Source organism: Trichocoleus sp. AS-A1 (assembly GCF_039962015.1).
Classification (GTDB): domain Bacteria; phylum Cyanobacteriota; class Cyanobacteriia; order Cyanobacteriales; family FACHB-T130; genus FACHB-T130.
This window is the reverse complement of record NZ_JAMPKG010000029.1, coordinates 18257-41956: the sequence shown is the minus strand read 5'-3', so window position 1 is coordinate 41956 and position 23700 is coordinate 18257. Positions and strand designations below refer to the sequence as shown.

Below are 23700 nucleotides of genomic sequence, written 5' to 3'. Positions count from 1 at the left end.
GATCGCTCCTGCTGAAAATCTCGTCAAGGCGATCGCTATTGGTGCAACATAGGCAGTTGCCGCTATGCTCATCTTAGTTACGATGCCATCGCGTACCATCCGGGCTATCAATTAAAGTAATGCCCTTGGCTTGTAGCTCGTTGCGAAGGCGATCGCTTTCAGCAAAATTTTTCGCAATCCTGGCTTCCTGGCGCTGCTGAATCATCGCCTCAATGTCTGCATCGCTGAAACCACCAGAAGCGGCAGTTTCAACCTGTAGCTTTGCGATCTCGTCAGCACTTACTTCCAAGCCCAACACACTTGACAAATCAACCAAATTATGCCAGTAAATTTCTAATTGTTCGGGTGGGATCTCAGTTTTACCCTGATGAACGAGGATATTTCCCTGCTTGCCTAACTCTTTGGCAAGTTCAAACAATATGGTTAACCCGCCAGGAAAATTCAAGTCATCATCCACTTCTGCCTGAAATCTTTCCACAGCGTTGTCATGTCCCCCCTCGCTGACGGGGAGATTAGCGGGGTTTCCCGTCCAACTCAGTTGGGAACCGTACTTATATCCAAACAACAGACCTTCTTTTAGCGTATTCCAACCGTTTGTCGCCGCTTGTATTGCTTCATCGGTAAAATCAATCGGCTTGCGATATTGGGCTGTAAGAACAAATAGCCGTACCGCCATCGGATCGACCCCTCGATCGAGTAACTCACGGATGGTGATAAAGTTGCCCAGAGACTTAGACATCTTCTCCCCATTTACCGTCACCATCCCGTTATGCAGCCAGTAGTTCGCTAACGGCTTGCCAGTTACCGCTTCCGATTGGGCAATTTCGTTCTCGTGGTGGGGGAAAATTAAGTCAGCACCGCCAGCGTGGATGTCGATTGTATCGCCTAAGCGATCGCGCACCATTGCCGAACATTCAATGTGCCACCCCGGACGACCCGCACCCCAAGACGATTCCCAGGCGGGTTCCCCCGGTTTTGCCGCCTTCCACAGCGCAAAATCAAACGGATCTCTTTTCTTGGACGCTTCCAGGTCTTCCACCTCCACCCGGTTACTCGCGCCCGCTTGCATATCTTCTAACTTGCGTCCCGACAGCTTACCGTACTCCGGAAATTGACGCACCGCATAGTAAACATCACCCCCAGCGGGATAGGCAAAATTTTTCTGTTCTAACTCGTGAATCAGCCGCTGAATCCCATTGATCGTGTGTGTAGCACGCGGATATTCATCGGCTTCTTTGATATTCAGCCGCGCCATATCCTCAAAATAAGCTTGGATGTAGCGTTCGGCGACTTCTTCCATTGACGAACCTTCTTGCCGTGCCCGGTTGAGGATTTTGTCATCAATATCGGTAAAATTCTGCACATAGCGCACGTCATAGCCGACAAATTGCAGATAACGGCGCGTCACATCCCAGACGATGCAAGCTCTTGCATGACCCAAGTGGCAATAGTCATACACCGTCACGCCGCAGTAGTACATCCCGGCTTTACCGGGTTCAACAGGTTCAAAGGCTTCCTTGCGACGAGTGAGGGTGTTGTAGAGTGTTAGGGCCATTCCTAGAACTTAAGAAATAAAGTGCATCTGTATCAGTATTTTAAATTCCCTGGTCAGCAAGCCATCCACTCATCCGAATTAAAATTTTACTTTGTCGCTAATTAAGTCTCAAAAAGTAGGTGCTTAAGAGAGTAACTAGGGAGCAATGCGGCTTCAACACAACATCATGCGCTTCAACATCGACTTAACGCGATAGCGTTAGCGAAGCGAGGCGTTAGCCTAGCGCTGACTTGTCAGTTCGCATCCGTTAACACTAACGCTAACAACATCGCTTTACTGATCGAAATTCGCTTCAAGATGAAAAATGCTTAGGCGATGCGAAAAGGATTGGAGAATGCCTTCTTCGGAGTTAGGTAAGCTGGAGGGAGAGAGCGATCGCTCTGTTAGCGCGTATGCGAAGCTGTTCGCTTGCTATAAAGTAAAAGGTTGGATCTCCATTTCAAGCCATCATCGGGATCTAAACCTACACTCTGCTTAGCGCTTAGCTCCTACAGTAATTTACGTATAGCTCTATCAACGTTTTTTGAGAAAATCTGAAAGTCGCACTATGCAACCAGCCACCACTCCCAGTCAATCTCCAGAGATAGATGCCCCCAAGCACGGCTTACCCGTGACGATCATTACAGGTTTCCTTGGCAGTGGCAAAACCACCCTCCTCAATCACATCTTGAGCAATCAGCAAGGCGTCAAAACCGCTGTTCTGGTTAATGAATTTGGTGAAATCGGCATTGATAATGAACTGATTGTCACCACCGGCGAGGACATGGTGGAGTTAAGTAACGGTTGTATCTGCTGCACCATTAATAACGATCTCGTCGAAGCAGTCTACAAAGTTCTGGAACGCGAAGAAAAGGTCGATTATCTGGTAGTCGAGACAACCGGACTCGCAGATCCCCTGCCAGTGGCACTTACCTTTTTAGGTACAGAACTGCGAGACATGACTCGTCTAGATTCCATCATTACGGTGGTAGATTCGGAAAACTTCAGTCTCGATTTATTCAACAGCGAAGCCGCCGCCAGCCAGATCGCATACGGTGATATCATCCTGCTCAACAAAGCAGACTTGGTGGATGAAGCCGACTTAGACTCCTTAGAAGTCAGAATTCGGGATATGAAAGGCGGTGCCCGGATTATGCGAACCACCAAAGGACAGGTGCCGCTACCGTTACTCCTCAGCGTCGGTTTATTTGAGACTGACAAATATTTCCAAAACGAAGAGGCAGAAAAGGGTCACGACCATCACCACCACGACCACGGTCATGACCACGATCATCACGATCATCACGACGATCATAGTAGTTGCGATCACGATCATGGCGTTTGCACTCACGACCATCACGACCACGATCATCACTCTCACCATTTGGAAAATGACGGGTTTACCTCAATTTCCTTTGAAAGCGACAAGCCTTTTGCGATCAAGAAGTTTCAAAATTTCTTAGATAATCAGTTGCCCTCGACCGTCTTCCGTGCCAAAGGGATTCTTTGGTTTGATGAAAGTCCTCGGCGTCATATCTTCCATCTGTGCGGCAAGCGCTTCTCCATTGATGATGAAGATTGGACAGGAAAACCAAAAAACCAGTTGGTACTGATTGGTCAGGATTTAGATAAAGAAACCCTGCAACAACAAATCAAAAATTGTGTTTGTCTGCCTTCTACTTCTCGCGGTAAAGGCTTTGGGAAATAGTTTTTAGGAATTAGCTAATTGCTAAATTCTTAATCGCTTTTCTCAGTTAGGTCAAATAGATCGCGGCTCTAATGTTTGGTCGGGACATGGCATTGTCATGTCCCGACAGATGTATCGAAGCTAATTATGCGCGTTGTCATTCAGCGAGTTAAATCCTCACAAGTTGAGGTATCAGATCGAGTAGTCGGCAAAATTGGGCGCGGACTTAATTTACTTGTAGGCATTGCCGAAACAGATACCGAAGCCGAACTGGAGTGGATGGCTCGTAAATGTCTGGAATTGCGCTTATTTCCAGATGAGCAGAATGGTAGCGGACGTTGGGAGAAATCAGTCCTAGAAAGTGAGGGTGAACTGCTGGTAGTCAGCCAATTCACCCTCTATGGAGATTGTCGCAAAGGACGCCGCCCCTCTTTTGATAAATCTGCTGCGCCTGCGATCGCTCAAAATCTTTACGAACAGTTTATCGCTAAGTTGCGCCAGAGCGGTTTGCGCGTGGAAACAGGCGAATTTGGGGCGATGATGCAGGTAGCAATTGAAAATGATGGCCCTGTTACTTTGCTGCTAGAGCGAGAAGCGATTTAACTTGAAGAAAACTGACTCAAAAGCTGGAAATTTCCCCCCTTCCTTTGCAGGAAAGAGGGTTAAAATGTTAGGTCCTTATTAAGGCCAGATGTTTTGCCACCAAGGTCTAGAATTGCTTTGTGCAACAGGCATTTTCTTCCGAATATCCTGAATATTCCACCCAGTCAGCTTGGCGAGAGTCTGCGCCTCTTGTTCAAATCGTCTAGTCAAAGACTGTTTATACTGTTGACCCGCTTGACACTTCACATCTCCTGTAAAGGGATGACGAAGGACATAACGACCTTGAAAACTTTGTTCATTTGATGTTTCTTGAAACACCAAATCTTCCGGGAATTTATCGCGGGTGTACCGGACGTGGAGACGGGTGATAAAAACATTATTAGAGGGAACAACGGCTCTACGGAAAGGTGCTGACTCGCGGGCATCCGAAGGATAATTCTCTAGCCAAAAAACACCGGCTTTTCGCAGTTCTTCTGGATTTAAAGGTTCGGCAGAACAGGGATCGCAGTTTCCCATGTTCCAGGCATATTCCAGAAAGGCAACCTTTTTGTCTTCACGAGTGTAAGAAGTTTGAAACATCGATTTGTAGAAATCGCCAAATTCATTTTTGACGAATACTGGAATTTCAGCATCCGAGGGGATTTTTACAGTTCGGTAATTGGTAACTTCAGCTTGTCCTTTAGGCGATAAAACGTAAACAATCAAATCTTGTTCGCTAGTAGAGTTAATCATCCCTAGACGAATCGGCAACATAAATTTAGGAGATTCGTAAGCCATCTGTAGAGGTCGCAGAAATTGAGAGCCAGAACTTTGAAATTCTTTAAGATTGACTTTTGCAACAAAGAATTTCATATTTTGCCGGATATAAGGTTGCAGCAGTTGTTTTGCACCCCGTGGAATCTTATATCCGTTACGATTTAGCCACGTTTCTAGACCGTTTGATTCCTTTGCACTGAGAATAACAATGTCATACTCTCCCACATTGAAACGAGCTTCTACAGTGACACCCAAGCTATTGTCTTCATCCCTGCTAGCTCTTGCACCGCCTGACGTTGGTGCGGATGCTGGTGCAGGGAGCCTCTCGTACATGACCGGATTACAAGGATCTTCGTCAAAATATTCCACCAGTCGCGGCGCACTAAAAGCATCCAATCGCTCGATAATTTTAGGGTCGCCAACGTGAACCTGTTCTTTCTGAAGCACTGTCGGAACGGGGACAACCAGAGCAAAGTCTTTGACATCGCCTTGATAGTCATTCGCCATCGTTAAAATAGTGCGATCGCGATCGCGAGCAATTACCACTTGTGACGTTTTATTGTAAAGCTTTGTATCCGCTTTCGCCACATAGAAACCACAAAACCCCCAGGCTGTCGGAGCAAAGCAAATAACAGCCAGAAGCGTTATCACTAAAGTTTTACAGATCCGAAATAACTTCATTGTTACCTCTGCTAGTAATTAATAAAAACTTACACTTGTAGATACGTCTCAGATTCAGTTTCCTCAGGTTTATCAATGACTGAAGTACTGAATGTCTGTGAAGAAGTCTCCGCCCAAGAAAATCGGGGTGCTGACCAGAGAAAATCTAACAGAACGGTCATAGGTGCAAGGGCGAATAAAGCCCAGAAAACAGCAGTAGAAATAAAAAATTGATTTCGCAAGAAAAAAGTTAAGCAGCCAATAGAAACTGCCCATACTAAACGCCCACTCCTAGCGTTAGGAATAGAACGAGGATCTGTAATCATAAATAGAGCGAATAACAACAAAGAACCGCTCATCAATCGATGTAAAAATACATCCCATGTCCAGCCAAGCCAAATATTGCGAGTAGCTTCCAACAAAGCGTAGGAACCTAAAAAAGCAGCAGTTGTATCCCAACGACCAACTCGTTTTAAAATCGTGCCCCCGGTGCCTGCAAATAACAGCGCATACCACCATTCATCTCCCCATTGTCCGGGCGAAACCCAGGCATCTTTTGTCAAGATAAGCGCGGCAATAATACCAAAATTAGCAGGGTTAAAAAAATGCTTATTCCGAAAATTAAAAATAAATTTACTGAGAATTGCGAAAGAACCAGCCAAAATCATTGTGCTGTAACTATCGGCTCTTAGCAGCAAACTGAGACCTAAAGCCGTAATAAAAGCACTCCGTAGTGAAAGCTTGACAGGAACATTTATTAAACCTGAATCAATTTCATTCGGACAATTATCTTGTACCGGAAGCAAATTGGATAAGTTTTGTTTAATCGATGCTGCTAGCCACTGAGTCACTAGACAAGTTATCATCACCACTAGAATTAGATCCGGTCTTAGCGTCCAGTCTCTTGTCCAAATACCTAAGAACAGGAACAAGGATAGAAACAGAATTTGATAGTCTCGGACATCTTTTAGCAGCATTGCCGATTAATAGTAAGATTAGCCGTATCTTTCTCCTGAATCTAGACGCAATAAGATGCGAACAGGGGTTCTGTTACAGAAATTGTTACAAAGATGCCGGTTAGTTAAGACGGTTTTTACCAGCGATTCAACTCCCAGACTTCTTGGAGAAGCGAGGGATCTTGCCAATGCTTTTCATGAATTTTAGAAAGCTTTTCAAAAGTAGTCTATATAGAAATCTTATTTGAGTTATGAGCCAGCGATTTAGATCCCCGACTGCTTCATGAATCAGCAACTCTCACTTGTGAAATTGAGAAGCCTCCAAGATTAATGGCTATGCTTTACCCATAAGTCCAAAAACCCTGTAGGGATTTTCGCATTTGAGCGATAACTTGAGGACAAAAACGGGCAACTCGCTATCCAAAGGCTTCGCCCTTTCCCGTAGCGTGACAGGGTTTTCAACAGATGTGGGTAAAGCATAGAGGTTATGGGGACGTTGTCACGACTTCAATCCCCCTGCGGATACTCCTCCCATAAGGTGGTTGTTTGCCGCAGACTCAGATAGTCACCATTGCCTAAAATCAAATGATCTAGCAGCGGAATACTTAAATATTGCGCTCCCATCAACAACTGACGGGTCAAATCAATATCTTCTTGACTGGGTTCAATGCTCCCTGACGGATGATTGTGTGCAATAATCAGCCGCGTCGCACCCTGGCGAAGGACTTCTCGGAAAATCTCGCGGGGAGGAGCCAACGTTTCAGTTGCAGTGCCAATGGTAATCACTTGAGTACCCACCAAGCGATTCTTCACATCCAACAGCACCACGGCAAATCGTTCTTGCATCTGCCACATCAACTCATGACTGAGCGCAGCAGCAGCGGCAGCAGGACTATCAATCATGGTGCTAACTCCGGGGCGAGATAGAAATGCCCGTTTTCCTAACTCAACCGCTGCTAGAATTGTGGTGGCTTTTGCTGGCCCTACACCGGGAATTTTTGTCAACTCTTGAACGCTGATATCTCGTAACATATCCAGCGGATCGCGTTGGTGTTGACTTAATTCCTGTAATATGTATTGCCCAAGACCGACAGCGGAAAGTTTTCCTGCCCCTTGACCCGTGCCCAGCAAAATCGCAATTAGCTCAGCGGTTGCAAGATTTTTGGCTCCCTGCGCCATTAATCGTTCGCGAGGACGTTCGCTAAGGGGTATATCTGCAATTCTGAGGCAATAGGTCATAAATGCACCGGGAAAGACTATATCTAGTTTTCCCGATAGTGCCGTGAGAGTTGCGATCGCGCCAAGAACAAAACAATTAAGAATTAAAAATTAAAAATTGAGAAATTCAACTTTTAATTTTGCATTTTTAATTTTTTAATTCTTTACTGTGTGGATATTTGCAGCTTTGAGCATATGATAGGCAACCAGTAGCTGAGTCAGTGCCAGAGGGTAACTTTGGAGCGTTTCCCCAGTTGTCCCGACGAGAGTACCCAGATTGGGGGTACCGTCCAAGCTACAGAAAGGCAGTAAGTCAGGGATGTCATTACACAGCATCCGCTCTAAATCTCTGACTTGTTCGCTGGTTGCTTGACCGTCAATTTCTAGCACATCAACCGGCTTACCCATATCCCGCTCAAGTTCCAGGCGAATTGCCGGTTTGTAACTAGGACTGCTTGGGTTCAAAATTTGGGTTAAGCTTGGATGTGGAATTGTTGGTCTGAGTACCAATTGCACATTCAGGTGTGAACTGTTCTCCTCTGGGGTGTCTGTAGGTGGATAGAAACTTACCACGATATCTGCCCATTGGCGCTGAGGACGGATGTATGCTTCTGAGTCTGGTTCGCGCTTTCTCAATTGTTCGCGAACCTGTTCTTCGTTATAGCCCCGTTTCATCGTATCTCGCTTGATCTTCCACTCAGCGCGTAGAGCTTCAGGCGGTGCTAAATAAACTTTTACATCGTGATAGTCACGGGTTTTCATGGTTGAATAACCGAGAAGCCCTTCAACAATCACAAACTTGCTCGGCTTGATATACTCAGGCGGATCGAACATCCCCGTGTCGTGGTTGTAAATCGGCTTCAGGATAGGCTGTCCGTTTTGAAGCAGGGACAGGTGTTGCTCCATAATATCCAAGTAGTTGCAGTCAGGATGCAGTGCTGAAATTCCCTTCTCTGCACGCTGAATTCGGTCGTACTTGTGATAATCATCGGTACAGATAATGGTGACATTGTCTTCACCTAATATCTGAGCAATTCCTCGTGTTAGTGTTGTTTTCCCAGCGGCACTGTCACCAACAATGCCTAGAATAATCGGACGATGGCTCATTTTCCCTCTCGCGCAAAAGCAAGTCCTGCTGGACATTCTGAATTGTTCAATTGTAGAGGGAATAGGGATCAACTCGATCGCAAGAATGCCTGCTGTTCGGGCGTTGGTTCTCTGTGCAGGTTGCGCCAAGCGTGTCCTTTTATCGGCACCCGCTAAGTAAATTATTGTAAATTAATCGCGATGCCAGATTGCGATCGCAATCTTCAGCAGTCTATAAAATTAGCTCTCCTCGCCCTCAACCGATGAATTCTGACGTTCCCATGCTGGGTTAAATGCGATCGCACTATCAGGAAAAATGCGATCGCCCACACAGCAGTTACAGCAACACATTGAGGCGTGGCAAGCGATGCGGTCAAAGTTGGGAGGGAGTGAATGAGCGATCGCACTCATGAAGCAAAAGGCGAGCGCCCACACAGCAGTTACAGCAGCAGATTGAAGCGTGGCAAGCGATGCGGTCAAAGTTGGGAGGGAGCGAATGAGCGATTCGCTAGCACGATAGCTCCGCTTCACACTTCTCCTGATGCCAAGGTATGAGCAGCATCAGCTGAGGTGGTTGGTCGTTGTGTCCCAGGTGTGGGACGAGGGTTTAGATTCCGGCGTTGTGGCAGGATGAGTGTTGTTATCAGTGTCAGTTGCTTTTTGTGGGAATGACCGTCTACCAGAAAGCTATCTGCTCGAAGTATTTTCATGGGTAAAATTGAAGAAAATGATTAATACTAATGTCTAGACGAGATAATTTACATTTTTCTCTACGTCGTACCCTAGAAAAGGATGGTTGGACAATTACTGATGATCCGCTAGTTTTGCTGTTAGAGAGAACATTGCTAAAAGCCGATATTGGAGCCGAAAAGTTTTTTAGTGCAGAGAAAGAAAACTGTATAATCGCAGTTGAAGTAAAAGACTTTGATACTCCTTCGGTGATTAGTGAGCTAGAAAAGACGATGGGGCAGCTTCAGCTTTATCAGTGGGCTTTAGAAGAATAAGAACCAGAGCGTCAGCTTTTTTTAGCTGTGAGTCAGTCGGTCTACTTAAAGCATTTTCAAAAACCAATTTTTCAGCTAGTTATTAGACGAAATAAAATCAATCTACTGATTTATGAACCTATAGATGAGGTCATTATCCAATGGAGCGCACACTAACCTATCCTGAAATTTTGACACAAGTATTACGGAAGGCATCAGCTGCACAACCCCGATTACAGACAGTTCAAATTCGTGCCGTGTGCGATCCTGAGTCAGGGCAGTTTCTAATTATTGCAACAGGTTGGGAAAAAAGTGTTTGGCTTAATACAATCTTGTTCCATGCGCGGCTCGTCGATGGCAAGGTTGTTATTGAGGATGATAATTTTCAGGAGGGACTGACTGAAGCATTAATTACAGCAGGAATTGCAGCAGAGGATATTGTGACGGGGCTTTCTCAGGAACAGCGACAGATGAGTCTACATCGTTAAGCACTCACATTCTTACTGTTTGCAACCATCCAAATAATGGGGATAAAAAACAAGCTTGAGGCGTGAGAAGCGATGCGATCGCACTCATCAGGCAAAAAGCGATCGCCCGAACAGCAATTACACCAGCAGATTGAGGCGTGGGAAGTGTTGATGCCAACATTAAGAGTTATTAGAGTTGTAAAATTGTGTTCACTACCAGATGCGGATTGCAGGACACTTCTGATTTATTATCCACAGATGAGAACTTACTAAACACTTGAGTAGTCCAAATCTAAGCAGGAAGAGGGACACAGGTAAAATACAATATAGGTAAAAGCGCTCGCTAGTTGCACCTAGCAAGCGCTGGAATAGGAAGAAGAAGTTATGTTAAATTACTTCTTCTTTGGAGCGCGTTGGGAAAGAGCCGAGCCAGCAGCACGTTTTGCTATCTGGCTGTAGTTCTTTCCACGCAATACTTTGGAAGCTGCGCTTGCGGCAGCTTTACTGGTACGTCGCTGTGTCATAAAATCACCTCCTGTTTAATGGGTTACTGCCATCCTAGCAAATGTATTCAGTTTTTTGATTTTGAATATATCTCATGAATATCATTGACCAATTCACTAGGCGAGAGACTATGGAGCTGGCTGGAGCAACTTCCAACCAGCTACAGTATCTTGAGCGCTCTGGGTTGGTTATTCCGACACGGGTTTTGAAGGAAGGCAAGAAAAAACCTGAAGTTTACTACACCTGGGAGCAGGTGCTGGAGATTCGGGCTATCCGGAATTTAAGGGAGGCAACGTCTCTACAGGTGATTCGGAGGGTTATCGATTTTTTTGAGAAATGCCAGTACAACAAAGCTCTTAGGGATAAGCAAATCGTCGTTATTGATGACGAAGTTTTTTGGGTAAACCAAGACTGGTCAGATTTTGGTAAACAAATTTCAGTCCTAAAAGTTGACGACAAGCGCAGAAAAGGCATTGGTCAATACACGCTGATAGTCATTCCAGCACTTTGGGACATTGTAAAGGAGGTTTGGGACGCAGCAGCAGCCTCCAAGGTCATTAGCATGCAGGAGTTTCGACGACGAGCTAAAGACGAACCTGGTAAAGCTGCATAACTCGCTTGCAGTGGAATTCTCCTAATTGCCAGCAGCCATGAGGAGGAAGAGAGCAACCTCATGTACGTTTACTGCCTCTAACCGACCGATTATCTCAAATGTAAAACTCAAGCAACAGGTACAAGTCAACGCCGATAAAGCCCAAACAACGTTTAATGGAACGCCTCAAAAGCCAAACGACCGACTTATCTACCGCTCAAAGTTTGGTGAGGTTCTCAAGGCAAACGTTGATGAGGAGCATCGCTCGAAGATAGCACAACAGGCGACCCCAATCGTTCGGTGCCTTAATGTGCTATTTTAGTGACAAGATTCTCGCATCGCTTAGCTTCTCCAAACAAATTTGGATGGAGCTGAATTTGGATCAATGACATTCATCTGTCACGAATGACAGGTAATTAATCACTATACAATTTTTAATGGGCAGTACTGGACTCGAACCAGTGACATCCTGCTTGTAAGGCAGGCGCTCTACCAACTGAGCTAACCGCCCAAATTCAGACACTTTTTAGATAATAGCAGATTACGCGGCTACTGCTACTATTCAAACAGAATAAATTTAAAAAAATCTCAAATTTTAACGGATGCCCTCTGGTCGGACGCACGATCGCATTACTTTATGGTGCCTGCCTTGGGTGGCGGGCATGACGTTCGGGCTGACTCGCAGTGGCGATCTGACGTTAATTGTTTCCGGAGGATTTTTATTCAGCGGGCTAATGTTTAGCCCAGACTTGGATTTAAACTCCCGTCCTTATCAGCGTTGGGGCTGGTTGCGGTGGATTTGGATACCTTACCAGAAGAGTTTACGTCACCGCTCGGTTTTTTCCCACGGGTTGGCAATTGGGACAATCGTGCGATCGCTTTATCTCTCCTGCTGGCTCTTTCTCGTGGGATTGTTGATATTGGGGATGCTACAGCTAGTCTGGGGTGTCGGGTGGACTTGGCAGATGATAGCGAATCAGGTGCAGCGATCGCTTACTCAATATCCGGCTGAATGGATGGCGCTGTTTGTGGGTTTGGAATTGGGTGCAATGAGTCACTCGTTCAGTGACTGGGGGGGTTCTGCCTACAAGCGGTTTAAAAAAAGTGGATTGAAGGCGGTGATGCCTAAGCGAGTGAAGACTCGGAAGCGAACCGGCAAAGTGAGTCAGCGTAGAGTCAAGAAACCAACCGCCAAGACGCAGAGGACGCAAAGGTAAGATCGAAAGGCAAACTGAATTTTCGTTTATGTCAAATTCCCCAGAATCTGCTCATCCCATGCCTCAAACTGCACTAGAAGCGCTGCAACAGTTGATTGAGATTGTTGCCCAGTTGCGATCGCCCAATGGAGGTTGTCCGTGGGATTTAGCGCAGACTCCCCAAACCCTCACCCCGTATGTCATCGAAGAAGCTTATGAAGTCGTAGATGCGATTCGCACTGGGGATAAAGATGCGATCGCTGAAGAACTGGGGGACTTATTGCTACAAGTGATGCTGCAAGCGCAGATTGCTAGCGAATCCGGGCAATTTAGCTTAACCGATGTCGTTCAGGGGCTGACTCAAAAGCTGATCCGCCGTCATCCTCATGTCTTTGGAGAGGTTGAAGTCGAAACTGCTGAGGAAGTCCACGAAAATTGGCAGAAAATCAAAGCCGCAGAAAAAGGAGAAACGACTCAAGACGCGCAACAGCTAAGTCGCAAACTGACTCGTTATTCCCGCACATTGCCGCCACTGATGGCGGGGATGAAAATCTCTCAAAAGGCGGCTGCGGCTGGGTTTGAGTGGGAAAATATTGAGGGCGTGTGGGCGAAGTTTCACGAAGAGTTAGCAGAATTTGAAGAGGCACTGCAACAGGAAGACGAAGCCCATCAGCAAGCGGAACTGGGAGATTTATTATTTACAGTGATTAATCTTGCCCGTTGGTACGATCTCGATCCTTCGGAAGCTTTACAGGGAACGAATCAGCGATTTATTCAGCGTCTGAAAAAAATGGAGGCTTTTGCCGACCGTCCCCTCTCTGATTACAGATTAGATGAGTTGGAAACGCTTTGGCAACAAGCGAAAGCTCAGTTAGCAGCTTCGGGCGAATTAAACCAGGAACGCTAAATTTTTAAGCTGCGATTTGGGAATCCTGAATCAGGATGCGATACAGTTCTTCTTCCAGCCAGCACTCATCTTCTTCTGCTAGCACCAACCGTGCCTGCCGCCATATCCCAGCCATCTCTGAATCTGTGTACTTTGAAGTCAGTTTCTCCGATAGCTGTTCCAATGCTCTTGAATTCCGAGCGATCGCGATTGATGCCATTCTCCAGGAATCCCACCCATTTTTTGAAACTGCACTCATTTTCTGAAGCCCACTTCCTGACTGTTCTTTACCTAACTTAGAGGTCATTGGATTCGATTATCTTCCGTCAAAATACTGAATCTATGTAACTTCATATACTCTTCATAGGAAAACAATACTTATATAAATTTGCGATGAAATTTTCTAGCACCTGGTTTGCTGCTTTGAGTTCCTCAGCACCAAGAAGAAGGCGAACCGTGCGCTTGCAGTGTTCGCCCTTTTTGAAACTACAGGTTGGATGAAGAAAATTTCCGAAATTTAGAACAGGGAGGGGAGGAAAAAACCAAGGGCGATCGCTTTTTGCGTCTGTCTGCTCCCTTGATAGGCTTTCGCTAGCCCCATCAAACCTCTCAGGTAGTCTTGGCGTGAGCATCGGAACAATGGCAGTATTGCTTGAGCAACCGAACTGCCTCTTGATATCGTCCTTGTTTGAGCGCGTCAAATCCGGCTTCGAGTGACATAATGCATCTCCCTGAAGAAGGAGCAGCGGTATTTGTTGACCAAATACTCGCTAGATACACGGTTTGTCACAGTAGTTTCGGAAAGTTTCAGAAATTCATCTACCAAAAGATAGAACCATTGAAATGAAAAACCCGCTTTCTCGAAGAAACCGGGTTTATGGGGATGAAACTAAATAAAAAATTTCATCGCCGCCAGCGATACTCAAAGAGTATCGCTGGCGGTAGATTCATCATCTTCTGAGTAATCTCCGCTTAAATATTGAGCAAGAAATTTGTCAATAACTTTTACAATTTCTCCGCACTCAGGGCTATCGGAAGACTCTTGGAGGATATCTCTATCTAAGACATCTAGCTGCTGATTTTCTATCAACAGCTCTTCTTTCAGCAGAGATTTACCTAAATCAAGTGGAAATTGCTGAAGGGAGTCCTCAAGCGATCGCAAACTTTCTACTAAGTCTAACTGCAATCGATCTACCATTTGGAGACGAGTCTCTACGTCAGACTGCGATTGCACAAGCGCGTCGAAATACTCTAATGAATCTAAGGGCAAGTCTATCGCGGGGAGGCGTTCATCTAAATCAATGTCTAAATCAATGTCTAACAGCTCGACCGGAACACTTCTAGTTGAACTAGCCCGTAACTGCTGCGACTTTTGGCACTCTTCAGCACTATTAGCCAACAATTGCTGTAATTTTTGACAGGTTTTAGGCAAATTAGCTAGCAACTGCTGGGATTTTTGGCGCTTTTTAACGCCATCAGCTCGTAACTGCTGGGATTTTTGGCACTCTTGAGCCAAATCAATCCGTAACTGTTGTCTAGATTGCAACTGTTTATCTGCGGGTGGGCTAGCAGAAACTAACAGTTTTTTTTGATGTATACTCATTTAAGTTATATTTTGTAATTTTTCTGAAAATTTTATTTTCATACTACTTATATATTTTACAAACAACAATTAAGAATTTATTAAAATGAGCTAAAATCGAGCTAATAAATTTAATTGATAAATCAATTAAAAAGTAGTAAACCTATCTCTAGCCTTAGGTTCATCCGATTTAAACTCAGGCATCCTACCCATTAGAATTTAAACAGAAGCCACATTTTGCTAAACTTTGGCTTGAACGTAGGCGTTTGATTCAGAGCCATGACTTCCCAGATTGCTTCCATGTCCTTAAGTGCGATCGCTCAAAAAACTCGTCAAGCAGCGCGAAGCTTGGCAGTGTTGTCCGCAGAGGCGAAAAACCAAGCGATTGAAGCGATCGCGCAAGCGCTAGAATCCTCAGCATCAGAGATTGTGGCGGCGAATGCGGCAGATTGCAAGGCAGCCGAGACGGCAGGAATCCCTAAACCGCTTTACGCCCGCTTGAAGTTAGATGAAACAAAGCTAAAAGCAGCGATCGCGGGAGTGAGAGATGTGGGGCGTCTGCCCGATCCCGTGGGCGCAGTGCAGGTTCACCGGGAACTGGATGAGGGATTAATTCTCAAGCGCGTTACCTGTCCTCTAGGCGTTCTGGGAGTGATTTTTGAAGCGCGTCCCGATGCAGTGATGCAAATTTCCACTCTTGCCATCAAATCTGGCAACGGTGTTATCCTCAAATGCGGACAGGAAGCGGTGCGTTCTTGTGAAGCGCTGGTGAAAGCGATTCGCCAGGGATTAGCGAAGACTGAAGTAAATCCAGATGTAGTGCAATTGCTGACAACGAGAGAGGAAACCTTAGAACTGCTGAAATTAGATCAATTTGTAGATTTAATTATTCCTAGAGGTTCTAACTCTTTTGTCCGTTTTGTGCAAGAAAATACTCGGATTCCTGTTTTGGGTCATGCGGAAGGGATTTGTCACGTCTATGTGGACAAAGCGGCGGATCTGCAAAAAGCTATCTCGATTACCGTAGATGCCAAAACCCATTACCCAGCCGCCTGCAACGCTGTGGAGACTCTGCTAGTGCATCGTGCGATCGCATCGGAATTGTTACCGCAAGTTGCGAATACTTTGCAATCAAAAAATGTAGAATTGCGAGGAGATGAAAGCACTTGCGAAATCCTGAACATTACACAGGCGACTGAAGCCGACTGGGCGACAGAATACAGCGATTTAATTCTCTCAATCAAAATTGTGGATTCTCTCTCAGAAGCGATTGACCATATTAATACCTACGGTTCTCGGCATACTGATGCCATCGTGACAGAAGATACTGCTGCTGCAACTAATTTTCTGGCACAAGTCAATGCTGCTGGAGTCTTTCATAACTGTTCAACTCGCTTTGCCGATGGCTTCCGTTACGGATTGGGTGCAGAAGTGGGAATCAGTACTCAAATGATGCCTCCTCGCGGCCCTGTAGGCTTAGAAGGACTGGTGACATACAAATATCAAATCGCAGGCGATGGGCATATTGCTGCCACCTACAGCGGTGCAGATGCCAAACTCTTTACTCATCGAGATTTGTAGACACCGAATCTAGGTGTAGTAGAAATACTCGGCGGAGAATCTCCCTAAATTTTCTCACCCCCGAAAGCAGCCCAGTGAAGGTCGAAGATAAATTTTTCCAACAGAAGCCCAGGAAAAATTTTATTCGCGAGTGCTGGGGTGTACTTTAAAGTAGGATTGAGGTTTTTTAAAACCTTAAAATGCTTACCGAGCGATCGCTAACCTTGCCACTTGCCAAGGAGAATTTAGGAATTATTTAATTCAAGAAGAAGCCATTATGAACTCACAACTATCACTTTATGAGCGCCTGGGCGGTGTTTACAATATTGCAGCCGTAGTCGATGATTTCATTGACAGAATCATGGTTGACCCGAAATTGAATGCAAATCCTCTCGTAGATGAAGCACATCACCGAGTGTCAAAAGCAGGTTTCAAGTATCTGGTTACAGAAATGGTTTGCTGGGCGACAGGTGGCCCGCAACAATATACGGGTCGTTCAATGCACGATTCTCATGCTCACCTAAAAATTTCTCCTGAAGAGTGGGAAGTATTTCTGGCGGATTTTCAACAAAGTTTAGATAAGTTTGAAGTTCCTCTGACAGAACAGAAAGAGCTATTTGATATCGTTGCCAGCACTCGGCAAGATATTGTTGAATGAAGGCGATAACGATGATTTAATCTTTTTCTGCTTCAGTGAATAAACAGCAGCATGACGATTGAGAATAAAAACTGGTTTGCAATGGCTTTACAGTTGAGGGGATCGGTCGCACCGACTATTTTTCCCCGCGTTCTTTTGTGTGGAGGGTTTGGTTTTTTCGTTTCTATTCTCGATTATTTTAAATTACCGATCGCTGGAAACCTTTTAGATAATCTGGTTACTAATGTTGTTTATAATCTGGTTTTAGGCTTATTATTGGTTTTCCGGACAAATACGGCTTACGAGCGGTTTTGGGAAGGGCGCAAATCCTGGGGGCTTTTGGTGGTGAACGTCCGCAATTTAGCGCGGCAAATTCAAGTATCGGTTGCGGAACGAGAATCAACAGATAGAGAGGATAAAGCAACAGCGATGCGGTTATTAGGAGCCTTTGCGATCGCAACTAAGTTACAGTTGCGACAAGAGGCTTTAAACGACGAGTTAGAAGAGATAGTAACTCCATCGCAATTTCTTCAGCTCAAAAGCTTTAAAAACCCTCCGCTAAAGATAGCATTTTGGATTGGGGATTACCTACAGCAGCAACACGATCGGAACTCCTTAAATAATAATCAGTTAGCTGCAATGAATGCATTGCTAGATAATATGGTAGAAGCTTTAACTGGCTGCGAACGCATTTTGAAAACCCCCATTCCTTTAGCTTATGCGATTTACCTAAAGCGACTGTTGCTGATCTATGGCTTCGCACTACCTTTTCAACTTGTCGATACTTCCGGCTGGTGGACAGGGCTAGGTGTCGGTATAATTAGTTTTATTTTATTTGGGATTGAAGAAATCGGTAATGAAATTGAAAATCCTTTTGGACGAGATCCGAATGATTTACCATTAGATGATATTTGCACCACAATTATTGAGAATCTTGAAGATTTAACGAAGATACCGGAGCAAAGTTTAGGAGAAATTTTGGCTCCTCAGGTTTGAAGTAGCAAGGAAATTAAAGTTTTTGAGAAAATGGATAGCATTCAGCTAACAGGAATTCGCTGCTACGGCTACACTGGTTACTTACCAGAAGAACAGGTATTGGGGCAATGGTTTGAAGTAGACGTAACTTTGTGGCTAGATTTGGCACCAGCAGGCATCAGCGATGCCATAGAAGACACTCTGGATTACCGCGCGGTGATTTCGACAGTGAAGGATTTGGTAAAAACCGCTAAGTTTGCCCTCGTAGAAAAGTTAATCAGCGCGATCGCAGATGCCATCTTAGAATTCAAGCAAGTGTCACAAGTCCAAGTGCGGTTAACGAAACCGGGCGCACCGATTCCAGACTTTGGCGGCAAAATTACGATTGACATTACGAGGGCGAATCAAAAGGGGAATGGGTAGAAGACCCCTAAACAAGGAAGAATGACCAATTAGTTATTGGATTTGACAGCAATCTTTTGTGGGGAAAAAAGCGTGACTTTTCGCATTTTGAGCTTTGACGGAGGTGGTATCCGGGGTGTCATTTCAGCAACGATGCTGACAGAGATCGAGAAAATTATCGGTCAGCCCTTAAGCCAATACTTCCACTTAATTGCAGGAACCTCTACCGGGTCAATTTTGGCGGCGTCGATTGCTAGCGATCGCACAGCCCAGGACATCGTGGATGTGTACCAGAACAAAGGGACTCGAATCTTTCCCTACCGAAACCTTTGGTCGGCGCAACGGGTAGGGTTGCTTCTTCAGTACGGCCCTTCTGCCCCTAAATACTCAAACAAAGGTTTGATTGAATCTCTTAAAGAAGAATTTAAATACAAAAAACTGTCGGATATCACTTCAACAAAACTCTTAATTACTGCCTACGACACAATTAAGCGAGAACCGATTATTTTTAAAAGCTGGCGCAAAATATTTGCTGAACTTCCCTTATGGGAAGCGTGCCTCTGTTCTGCTTCTGCCCCAACTTTTTTTCCTGCCTATAGACTGGATAAAAAAGAAGAAGGGATTGCCCAAGCCGGAGATACAAACTCGATTACGTTAGGGCAAGAAGCCGCAGAAGACAATGGTGATTACAATCAAATGCAAATTGAAATCATCGGCGGGGCGGGACGCGGTCAGATTCGTAGCATCATTGGTTACAGAGGCGGGACTCGGATGGCGCTTGTGGATGAGCCGTGGAACGTAGTGCCTAATAATACCTCTGCTTACCGAATTACTAACGTATACTCGGTGATTGACGGTGGTGTTGGGGCAAATAATCCTACAGCTTGCGCGATCGCTGAAGCCCTGCGGTTAGGTTATAAACCCCACGAAATTTCAGTTTTATCCCTCGGTACGGGAAGTCTTACCCGCGCAATTCCGCTTGAAAGTGCCCAACAATGGGGTGCGATTCAGTGGGCACTCCCGATTCTTGATGTAATTTTTGATGCTTCGTCAGATATTAATAGTTACATTGCTAAACAGGTGATTGATGAGGATAGTCGTTACTTGCGCTTGCAATTTAAACTCGATAGCAAGTTGACTGGGAAACGATTGAGTGACGATATCGATGATGCGAGTCCGGCAAATGTCATGAATCTAATTGAAGCCGCCAAAGTCTACATCAACCTACCACAAGTGCAAAGATCGTTGAGGGATTTTATAAATAGTTAGCAGACTCAGAAAAATTAAAAATAAGATGATTTTGAATGGTCTTACCATTGGGGCATTGCGGCGATTAATGCTCTAGCAGATTCGCTATCTAGTGGCTTGGAAAAGAAGAATCCTTGCCCAGCTTCGCAGCGTAGCGATCGCAGTTGTTCCATCTGAGCCGCCGTTTCTACACCTTCTGCGATCACATCTAATCCCAGATGATGAGCCAGCGTAACAATCGTTTTTACAATCTCAGAATTTTCGCCTGCATCCATCCGGCTAACAAAGGAGCGGTCAATCTTCAGAGTATTGAGCGGAAAGCGGTGCAAATAGCTCAAAGAAGAATAGCCGGTTCCGAAGTCATCAATACTAAGTTGAATTCCGGAGTTGCTTAGTTGCTCTAAACTAGCCGTAGCGGCGGCAGCATTTTCCATCACCACACTTTCGGTAATTTCCAGTTTTAGACTTGGTGCTGGTAACTCGGTTTCTTGGAGAATTTGCTGAATTTGCTCGACTAAATTAGGTTTGGAAAACTGTCTGCCGGAAAGATTAACGCTGATGGTTAATGGTGCTAAGTCAGAAAATTCTTGTTGCCAAAGCCGCATTTGACGGCAGGCTTCGCGCAGAACCCACGCTCCCAAAGGGATGATTAAACCTGTTTCTTCTGCGATCGGGATAAAATCAACTGGGGAAATCAAGCCGCGAAACGGGTGAGACAAGCGTACCAGTGCCTCGAAACCAGTAATTCTGCCAGTCATGAAGCAGACAATGGGCTGATAGTGAAGCAGGAAAGAATGACTGAAGGATGCGGACTCACGACTGAGTGAAGAGTAACCAGAAGAATTGACAGTTTTTGTTTGAAGCCGGTCTTTTACCTCAGTTCTGGCTAGGGCTTGTCTGAGATCGTTTTCTAGTTGCAAGCGAGCCACCGCATGAGTGTGCATAGCGGTGGTAAAAACTTCGTAACGGGCTTTGCCTAGTGCCTTGGCTTGATATAAGGCGATGTCGGCGTCACGCAGAATGTCTCCGGGGTAGGGGCAAGTTTTGTAAGTGCCTGATGAACCTCGTTGCTCGATTGCACTTAAGGTAATGCCAATGCTGGCTGTCACAACGACCTCGTGTCTGTCTAGGTTGAAAGGATGCTGGAGGTCTTTTTGGATGCTTTTGGCGATCGCTTCTACAACGTCGATATCTTGAATTTCTTCTAAGAGGATGACGAATTCATCGCCCCCAAGCCGTGCCACAGTATTGCTGCCACACACAGAGGCTTGCAGGCAAGAAGCGACGCTACTTTGCAGTCGCTTTGCTAACGCAATCAGCAGCTGGTCTCCGATGACATGACCGAGGCTATCATTGACGACTTTGAAGCGATCGAGATCTAGAAATAAGACGGCAAACAGATATTCTGGCTGTCTTCTGGTTCGCGCGATCGCCTGGGACAGTCGCTCCATAAATAAGGCTCGATTGGGCAAACCTGTCAGCGGATCGTGAAATGCATCATAGATGAGATGTTCCTCAGCCACCTTGCGGTCGGTAATATCCGTCTGCGATCCTGCCATCCGGTAGGCTTTGTCATTGGCATCTCGAATCGCCATTCCTCGACAAAGCATCCATCGATAGGTTTGATCCTTATGTAACATCCGATATTCTTTCTCGAAGTGGTGAGTCAACCCTTCTAGATGGGCAGCGATCGCGCTTTTGACTCGCTCCAAGTCTTCTGGATGTACGCGGTTAAACCACTCCTCCGGGCTGTCGCAAATTTCATCCTCCTGGCAACCCAACATCGATTTCCAGCGCGGCGAAAAATAGAAGGTTTCCGCTTTCAGGTTCCAATCCCACAAACCTTCATTACTCCCGCGAACCGCCAGCGCATACCGCTCTTCGCTTTCCCGCAGCGCCTCTTCCGCCAGCTGGCGTTCGTTCGCCGTTGCCAAGACATTCGCAACCGCTTGCAAAAAATGAACTTCGTCTTCCGTAAACCTTCGGTAGTCAGGGGTGTGAACGCTCAAAACACCGAACGGGTTCCCCTGACTATGAATAATCACACTCATGCCAGCGATCGCGCGGTGGTTGTGCAGCAGTGGCGTTCCAGAAAAGCGCGTTTCGATCCGGAGGTCTTCCACAATCACCGGCTTCCCCGTTAGCAAGGTATATCCTGCCTGGGAACGATCGTGGGCACCGATGATTGCAGAACCCACCAACCCTTCCTGCCAACCAACGCCCGCTCGCATGAACAAAGCATTGCCTCCCGGCATCAGTTCCAGAACCTGGCAATAGAGCACTTCCAGAGTTTGAGCAACCAGCTTTACCGCTTCTTGCATTAGCGCATCTAGATTGGTGCCAGAGAGCGCCCCTTGCCCCAGTTGAGCCACGACTGCTGAAGCCCGCGCATGGGATTTTAGTTCGTACTCAGCAGCTTTGCGTTCGGTAATATCTCGTTGCACCGCTAGCAGATGGGTAAACCAACCCGTACTATCTGCCAAGGGTAAGATATTCAGTTCTACCCAAAAATCGGAACCATCTTTGCGGTAGTTAATCAACTCGACTCTGACCGGCTCCCATCGTGACAAAGCTTGACGAATTTTATCGAGTTGCGATCGCTCAGTTTTCGGTCCTTGCAACAACCGGGGAGTCTTACCGATTACCTCTTCCGGTTGATAGCCGGTCATTTGGGTAAAGGTCTGATTTACATAGACAATTCTGGGGCCAAGCGGCTCTTCCAATGGCTCGGCTTCTGTAATGACAATCGCGTCATTGGCATTGATAACAATGGATTCTAGTAGGCGCAGGCGCTCCTCAGAGAGCGTAAAGAAACGCTCCTGCTGTTCTTCCCCTCGTGAGTGCGATTGGGGGGCACGGGTTAAGCGGTTCAAACCACGGCGTAGTTCTTGTTGAGCCGCAACCTGACGAGCGATGATTCGCAGTGCTTCGGATTGTTTTGGGCTAATCTGACGCGGCACGAAGCTTATATTCTTATCAAAGATACGAGGGTGATAATTCGTATCCAGCTTAACTGCTTGATTCGCAGGCCGTTTTGGTTCGATCATTCATAAATGCTTTCGACAGGTTGGACACAGTAGGATGCAAACCCGTTTTATTAACCTTTGTTTTCTTATTTTGCCTTTTTTTTAAGGATCATTTTAATTTCTTAATGCTTCTCAATCCTCTAGGGAGGGATAACCGTGTTATAGGCAAGTTGTTGGCAAGCAGATCCCCTAAAAACGGCAAAAGGCAAGGGATGATTCCCTTACCCTTTTTGCCCTTCTAAACTGAGCCTCTTTCCAGAAAATTTGTCTTTTACCTTGGAGCCGGTTCAGCTTTCCTTTTAAAACTCGGTTTCGATGGGAAAAAACAGCATGCTGTCGGGTTCAAATCTCCAGGATATTCCTTCTGGATCTCGACCCTGGCTCCAATCTGCGAAGTATGGCTCACTTCTGCGTTTGTAAATGGTACTGGAATGAACATCCAGCCGCCTTGCCAGTTCAGATTGAATCAGCGCTTTAGAAGCCCTCTGTTCGTCAGTGGGTTCGTTTTCAGGTTCCTCAAACTCCTCGTCATCAGCTAATTCCTGTGGTTGCTGCTCTTTGCGGGCAGGTGCCACAGCTTCTGGAGCATCATTGACATAAGATTGGCTGGAAGGTTCGCTGTCATCAAAGATGCTACCTAAAGTGTTGGCAGTGATAAAGTAATACACTTTGCCTTTGTCTTGATAGTCAAGGGCACTTGCTCCAAATTCTTGGGCTTTTGTATCCAAGTACCGCTGCGCTGCTGCTCCAGAGAGATTCGCTTTCATTGCCAAGTCGAGTGCTGTAACGCGCCCTTGGGTTTCCTGAATCAGCTGATGAAAAAAGGGATTGACTTGCTGGCTCCACTTTTGCCATTGATAGTTTTGCCAAAGCCTTAAACAGATACCCACCAACACCAGTGCCAGCACTACAGGCCATGCTACAAACAGGAAGGCGATCGCAAACGCCAATGGCAAGAGGACAACAAGAAAACCACTGGCACTACTATTTATTGTTTTTCCAGCCATGTTGCTTCCCTTATGAATTTACTTAGTCTTGATATCGCCATAACTGCCGTTGTGGCATAACAATCTAACTAATCTTTGCAAAGAAAGGGCGATCGCGGCAAAACTAATCGGCAAACAAGCAAAAGTTAAAAGGCA

The 23700-nt window shown here is 45.8% G+C and carries 25 protein-coding genes, 1 tRNA gene and 1 pseudogene; 13 read left to right on the top strand and 14 right to left on the bottom strand.

What is annotated here, in order from left to right; translation table 11 throughout:
- Positions 1-73: 73 nt before the first annotated feature.
- Complete coding sequence (cysS, locus tag NC994_RS20320; RefSeq protein WP_190440514.1) at positions 74-1555, bottom strand: cysteine--tRNA ligase; 1482 nt, start codon at positions 1553-1555, stop codon at positions 74-76.
- A gap of 547 nt (positions 1556-2102) precedes the next feature.
- On the opposite strand from cysS, the gene NC994_RS20315 reads away from it, so the two are divergent.
- Both NC994_RS20315 and dtd read left to right on the top strand, forming a co-directional pair.
- Positions 2103-3242 (top strand): GTP-binding protein, encoded by a 1140-nt coding sequence (locus NC994_RS20315; RefSeq protein ID WP_190440511.1) that lies wholly within the window; start codon positions 2103-2105, stop codon positions 3240-3242.
- A gap of 126 nt (positions 3243-3368) precedes the next feature.
- Positions 3369-3824: a D-aminoacyl-tRNA deacylase gene (gene dtd, locus NC994_RS20310; RefSeq protein WP_190440507.1), complete on the top strand. Its 456-nt coding sequence runs from the start codon at positions 3369-3371 to the stop codon at positions 3822-3824.
- A 78-nt stretch (positions 3825-3902) separates the two neighbouring features.
- On the opposite strand, the gene NC994_RS20305 is transcribed toward dtd, so the two are convergent.
- From NC994_RS20305 to NC994_RS20280, 6 genes are all read right to left on the bottom strand, one after another.
- Entirely contained in the window at positions 3903-5261 is a 1359-nt protein-coding gene (locus tag NC994_RS20305) for a DUF2330 domain-containing protein (protein ID WP_190440504.1), read from the bottom strand.
- Positions 5262-5290: 29 nt separating this feature from the next.
- Positions 5291-6217 (bottom strand): RnfABCDGE type electron transport complex subunit D, encoded by a 927-nt coding sequence (locus NC994_RS20300; protein ID WP_190440501.1) that lies wholly within the window; start codon positions 6215-6217, stop codon positions 5291-5293.
- A gap of 486 nt (positions 6218-6703) precedes the next feature.
- Positions 6704-7435, bottom strand: a complete 732-nt coding sequence (radC, locus tag NC994_RS20295) for a DNA repair protein RadC (RefSeq protein ID WP_190430057.1) — start codon at positions 7433-7435, stop codon at positions 6704-6706.
- Positions 7436-7570: 135 nt separating this feature from the next.
- Positions 7571-8521, bottom strand: a complete 951-nt coding sequence (locus NC994_RS20290) for a phosphoribulokinase (RefSeq protein WP_190440498.1) — start codon at positions 8519-8521, stop codon at positions 7571-7573.
- 219 nt (positions 8522-8740) lie between these two features.
- On the bottom strand, positions 8741-9031 hold the full coding sequence (locus NC994_RS20285; protein WP_190440495.1) for a hypothetical protein: 291 nt from the start codon (positions 9029-9031) through the stop codon (positions 8741-8743).
- Positions 9028-9210 (bottom strand): hypothetical protein, encoded by a 183-nt coding sequence (locus tag NC994_RS20280; protein ID WP_190440492.1) that lies wholly within the window; start codon positions 9208-9210, stop codon positions 9028-9030. Before NC994_RS20280 ends, NC994_RS20285 begins: the two co-directional genes overlap by 4 nt.
- 30 nt (positions 9211-9240) lie before the next feature.
- Here NC994_RS20280 and NC994_RS20275 point away from each other — a divergent pair.
- Both NC994_RS20275 and NC994_RS20270 read left to right on the top strand, forming a co-directional pair.
- Positions 9241-9660 (top strand): annotated as a pseudogene (locus tag NC994_RS20275) (element excision factor XisH family protein).
- On the top strand, positions 9645-9971 hold the full coding sequence (locus NC994_RS20270) for an element excision factor XisI family protein (protein ID WP_190440489.1): 327 nt from the start codon (positions 9645-9647) through the stop codon (positions 9969-9971). Before NC994_RS20275 ends, NC994_RS20270 begins: the two are co-directional and overlap by 16 nt.
- 4 nt (positions 9972-9975) lie before the next feature.
- Here NC994_RS20270 and NC994_RS20265 read toward each other — a convergent pair whose 3' ends face one another.
- Positions 9976-10131 carry a hypothetical protein gene (locus tag NC994_RS20265; protein WP_190440486.1) on the bottom strand — a complete coding sequence of 52 codons (156 nt, stop codon included), beginning with the start codon at positions 10129-10131 and terminating at the stop codon, positions 9976-9978.
- Positions 10132-10342: 211 nt separating this feature from the next.
- Positions 10343-10474, bottom strand: coding sequence for a hypothetical protein (locus tag NC994_RS20260; protein WP_277879675.1), 132 nt, complete (start codon positions 10472-10474; stop codon positions 10343-10345).
- A gap of 110 nt (positions 10475-10584) precedes the next feature.
- Between NC994_RS20260 and NC994_RS20255 the strand changes: the two genes are divergently transcribed.
- Both NC994_RS20255 and NC994_RS20250 read left to right on the top strand, forming a co-directional pair.
- Positions 10585-11067, top strand: coding sequence for a MerR family transcriptional regulator (locus NC994_RS20255; protein ID WP_242030414.1), 483 nt, complete (start codon positions 10585-10587; stop codon positions 11065-11067).
- Positions 11068-11104: 37 nt separating this feature from the next.
- Positions 11105-11368: a hypothetical protein gene (locus NC994_RS20250; RefSeq protein WP_190440480.1), complete on the top strand. Its 264-nt coding sequence runs from the start codon at positions 11105-11107 to the stop codon at positions 11366-11368.
- 116 nt (positions 11369-11484) lie between these two features.
- Here the strand turns inward: NC994_RS20250 and NC994_RS20245 are convergent.
- Positions 11485-11557: transfer RNA gene (locus NC994_RS20245), tRNA-Val, on the bottom strand.
- Positions 11558-11648: 91 nt separating this feature from the next.
- Between NC994_RS20245 and NC994_RS20240 the strand changes: the two genes are divergently transcribed.
- Entirely contained in the window at positions 11649-12263 is a 615-nt protein-coding gene (locus NC994_RS20240) for a metal-binding protein (protein WP_190440476.1), read from the top strand.
- Between the two features lie 28 nt (positions 12264-12291).
- Entirely contained in the window at positions 12292-13149 is an 858-nt protein-coding gene (mazG, locus tag NC994_RS20235; RefSeq protein WP_190440472.1) for a nucleoside triphosphate pyrophosphohydrolase, read from the top strand.
- A 4-nt stretch (positions 13150-13153) separates the two neighbouring features.
- Here mazG and NC994_RS20230 read toward each other — a convergent pair whose 3' ends face one another.
- Positions 13154-13435 carry a hypothetical protein gene (locus NC994_RS20230; RefSeq protein WP_190430758.1) on the bottom strand — a complete coding sequence of 94 codons (282 nt, stop codon included), beginning with the start codon at positions 13433-13435 and terminating at the stop codon, positions 13154-13156.
- 615 nt (positions 13436-14050) lie between these two features.
- Complete coding sequence (locus NC994_RS20225; protein ID WP_190440469.1) at positions 14051-14731, bottom strand: hypothetical protein; 681 nt, start codon at positions 14729-14731, stop codon at positions 14051-14053.
- Between the two features lie 258 nt (positions 14732-14989).
- Between NC994_RS20225 and NC994_RS20220 the strand changes: the two genes are divergently transcribed.
- The 5 genes from NC994_RS20220 (at position 14990) to NC994_RS20200 (ending at position 19553) form a co-directional block, all read left to right on the top strand.
- Entirely contained in the window at positions 14990-16291 is a 1302-nt protein-coding gene (locus NC994_RS20220; protein ID WP_190440466.1) for a glutamate-5-semialdehyde dehydrogenase, read from the top strand.
- A 256-nt stretch (positions 16292-16547) separates the two neighbouring features.
- Complete coding sequence (locus NC994_RS20215; protein WP_190440463.1) at positions 16548-16928, top strand: group 1 truncated hemoglobin; 381 nt, start codon at positions 16548-16550, stop codon at positions 16926-16928.
- A gap of 51 nt (positions 16929-16979) precedes the next feature.
- A complete protein-coding gene (locus tag NC994_RS20210) occupies positions 16980-17903 on the top strand; it encodes a bestrophin family ion channel (protein WP_190440461.1) in 924 nt (307 codons plus the stop codon).
- 30 nt (positions 17904-17933) lie between these two features.
- Positions 17934-18305, top strand: coding sequence for a dihydroneopterin aldolase (folB, locus tag NC994_RS20205; RefSeq protein ID WP_190410036.1), 372 nt, complete (start codon positions 17934-17936; stop codon positions 18303-18305).
- A gap of 72 nt (positions 18306-18377) precedes the next feature.
- Complete coding sequence (locus NC994_RS20200; protein WP_190440458.1) at positions 18378-19553, top strand: patatin-like phospholipase family protein; 1176 nt, start codon at positions 18378-18380, stop codon at positions 19551-19553.
- A 41-nt stretch (positions 19554-19594) separates the two neighbouring features.
- Here NC994_RS20200 and NC994_RS20195 read toward each other — a convergent pair whose 3' ends face one another.
- A complete protein-coding gene (locus tag NC994_RS20195) occupies positions 19595-22579 on the bottom strand; it encodes an EAL domain-containing protein (RefSeq protein ID WP_190440455.1) in 2985 nt (994 codons plus the stop codon).
- Positions 22580-22857: 278 nt separating this feature from the next.
- Entirely contained in the window at positions 22858-23565 is a 708-nt protein-coding gene (locus NC994_RS20190; protein ID WP_190440453.1) for a hypothetical protein, read from the bottom strand.
- Positions 23566-23700: the final 135 nt, after the last annotated feature.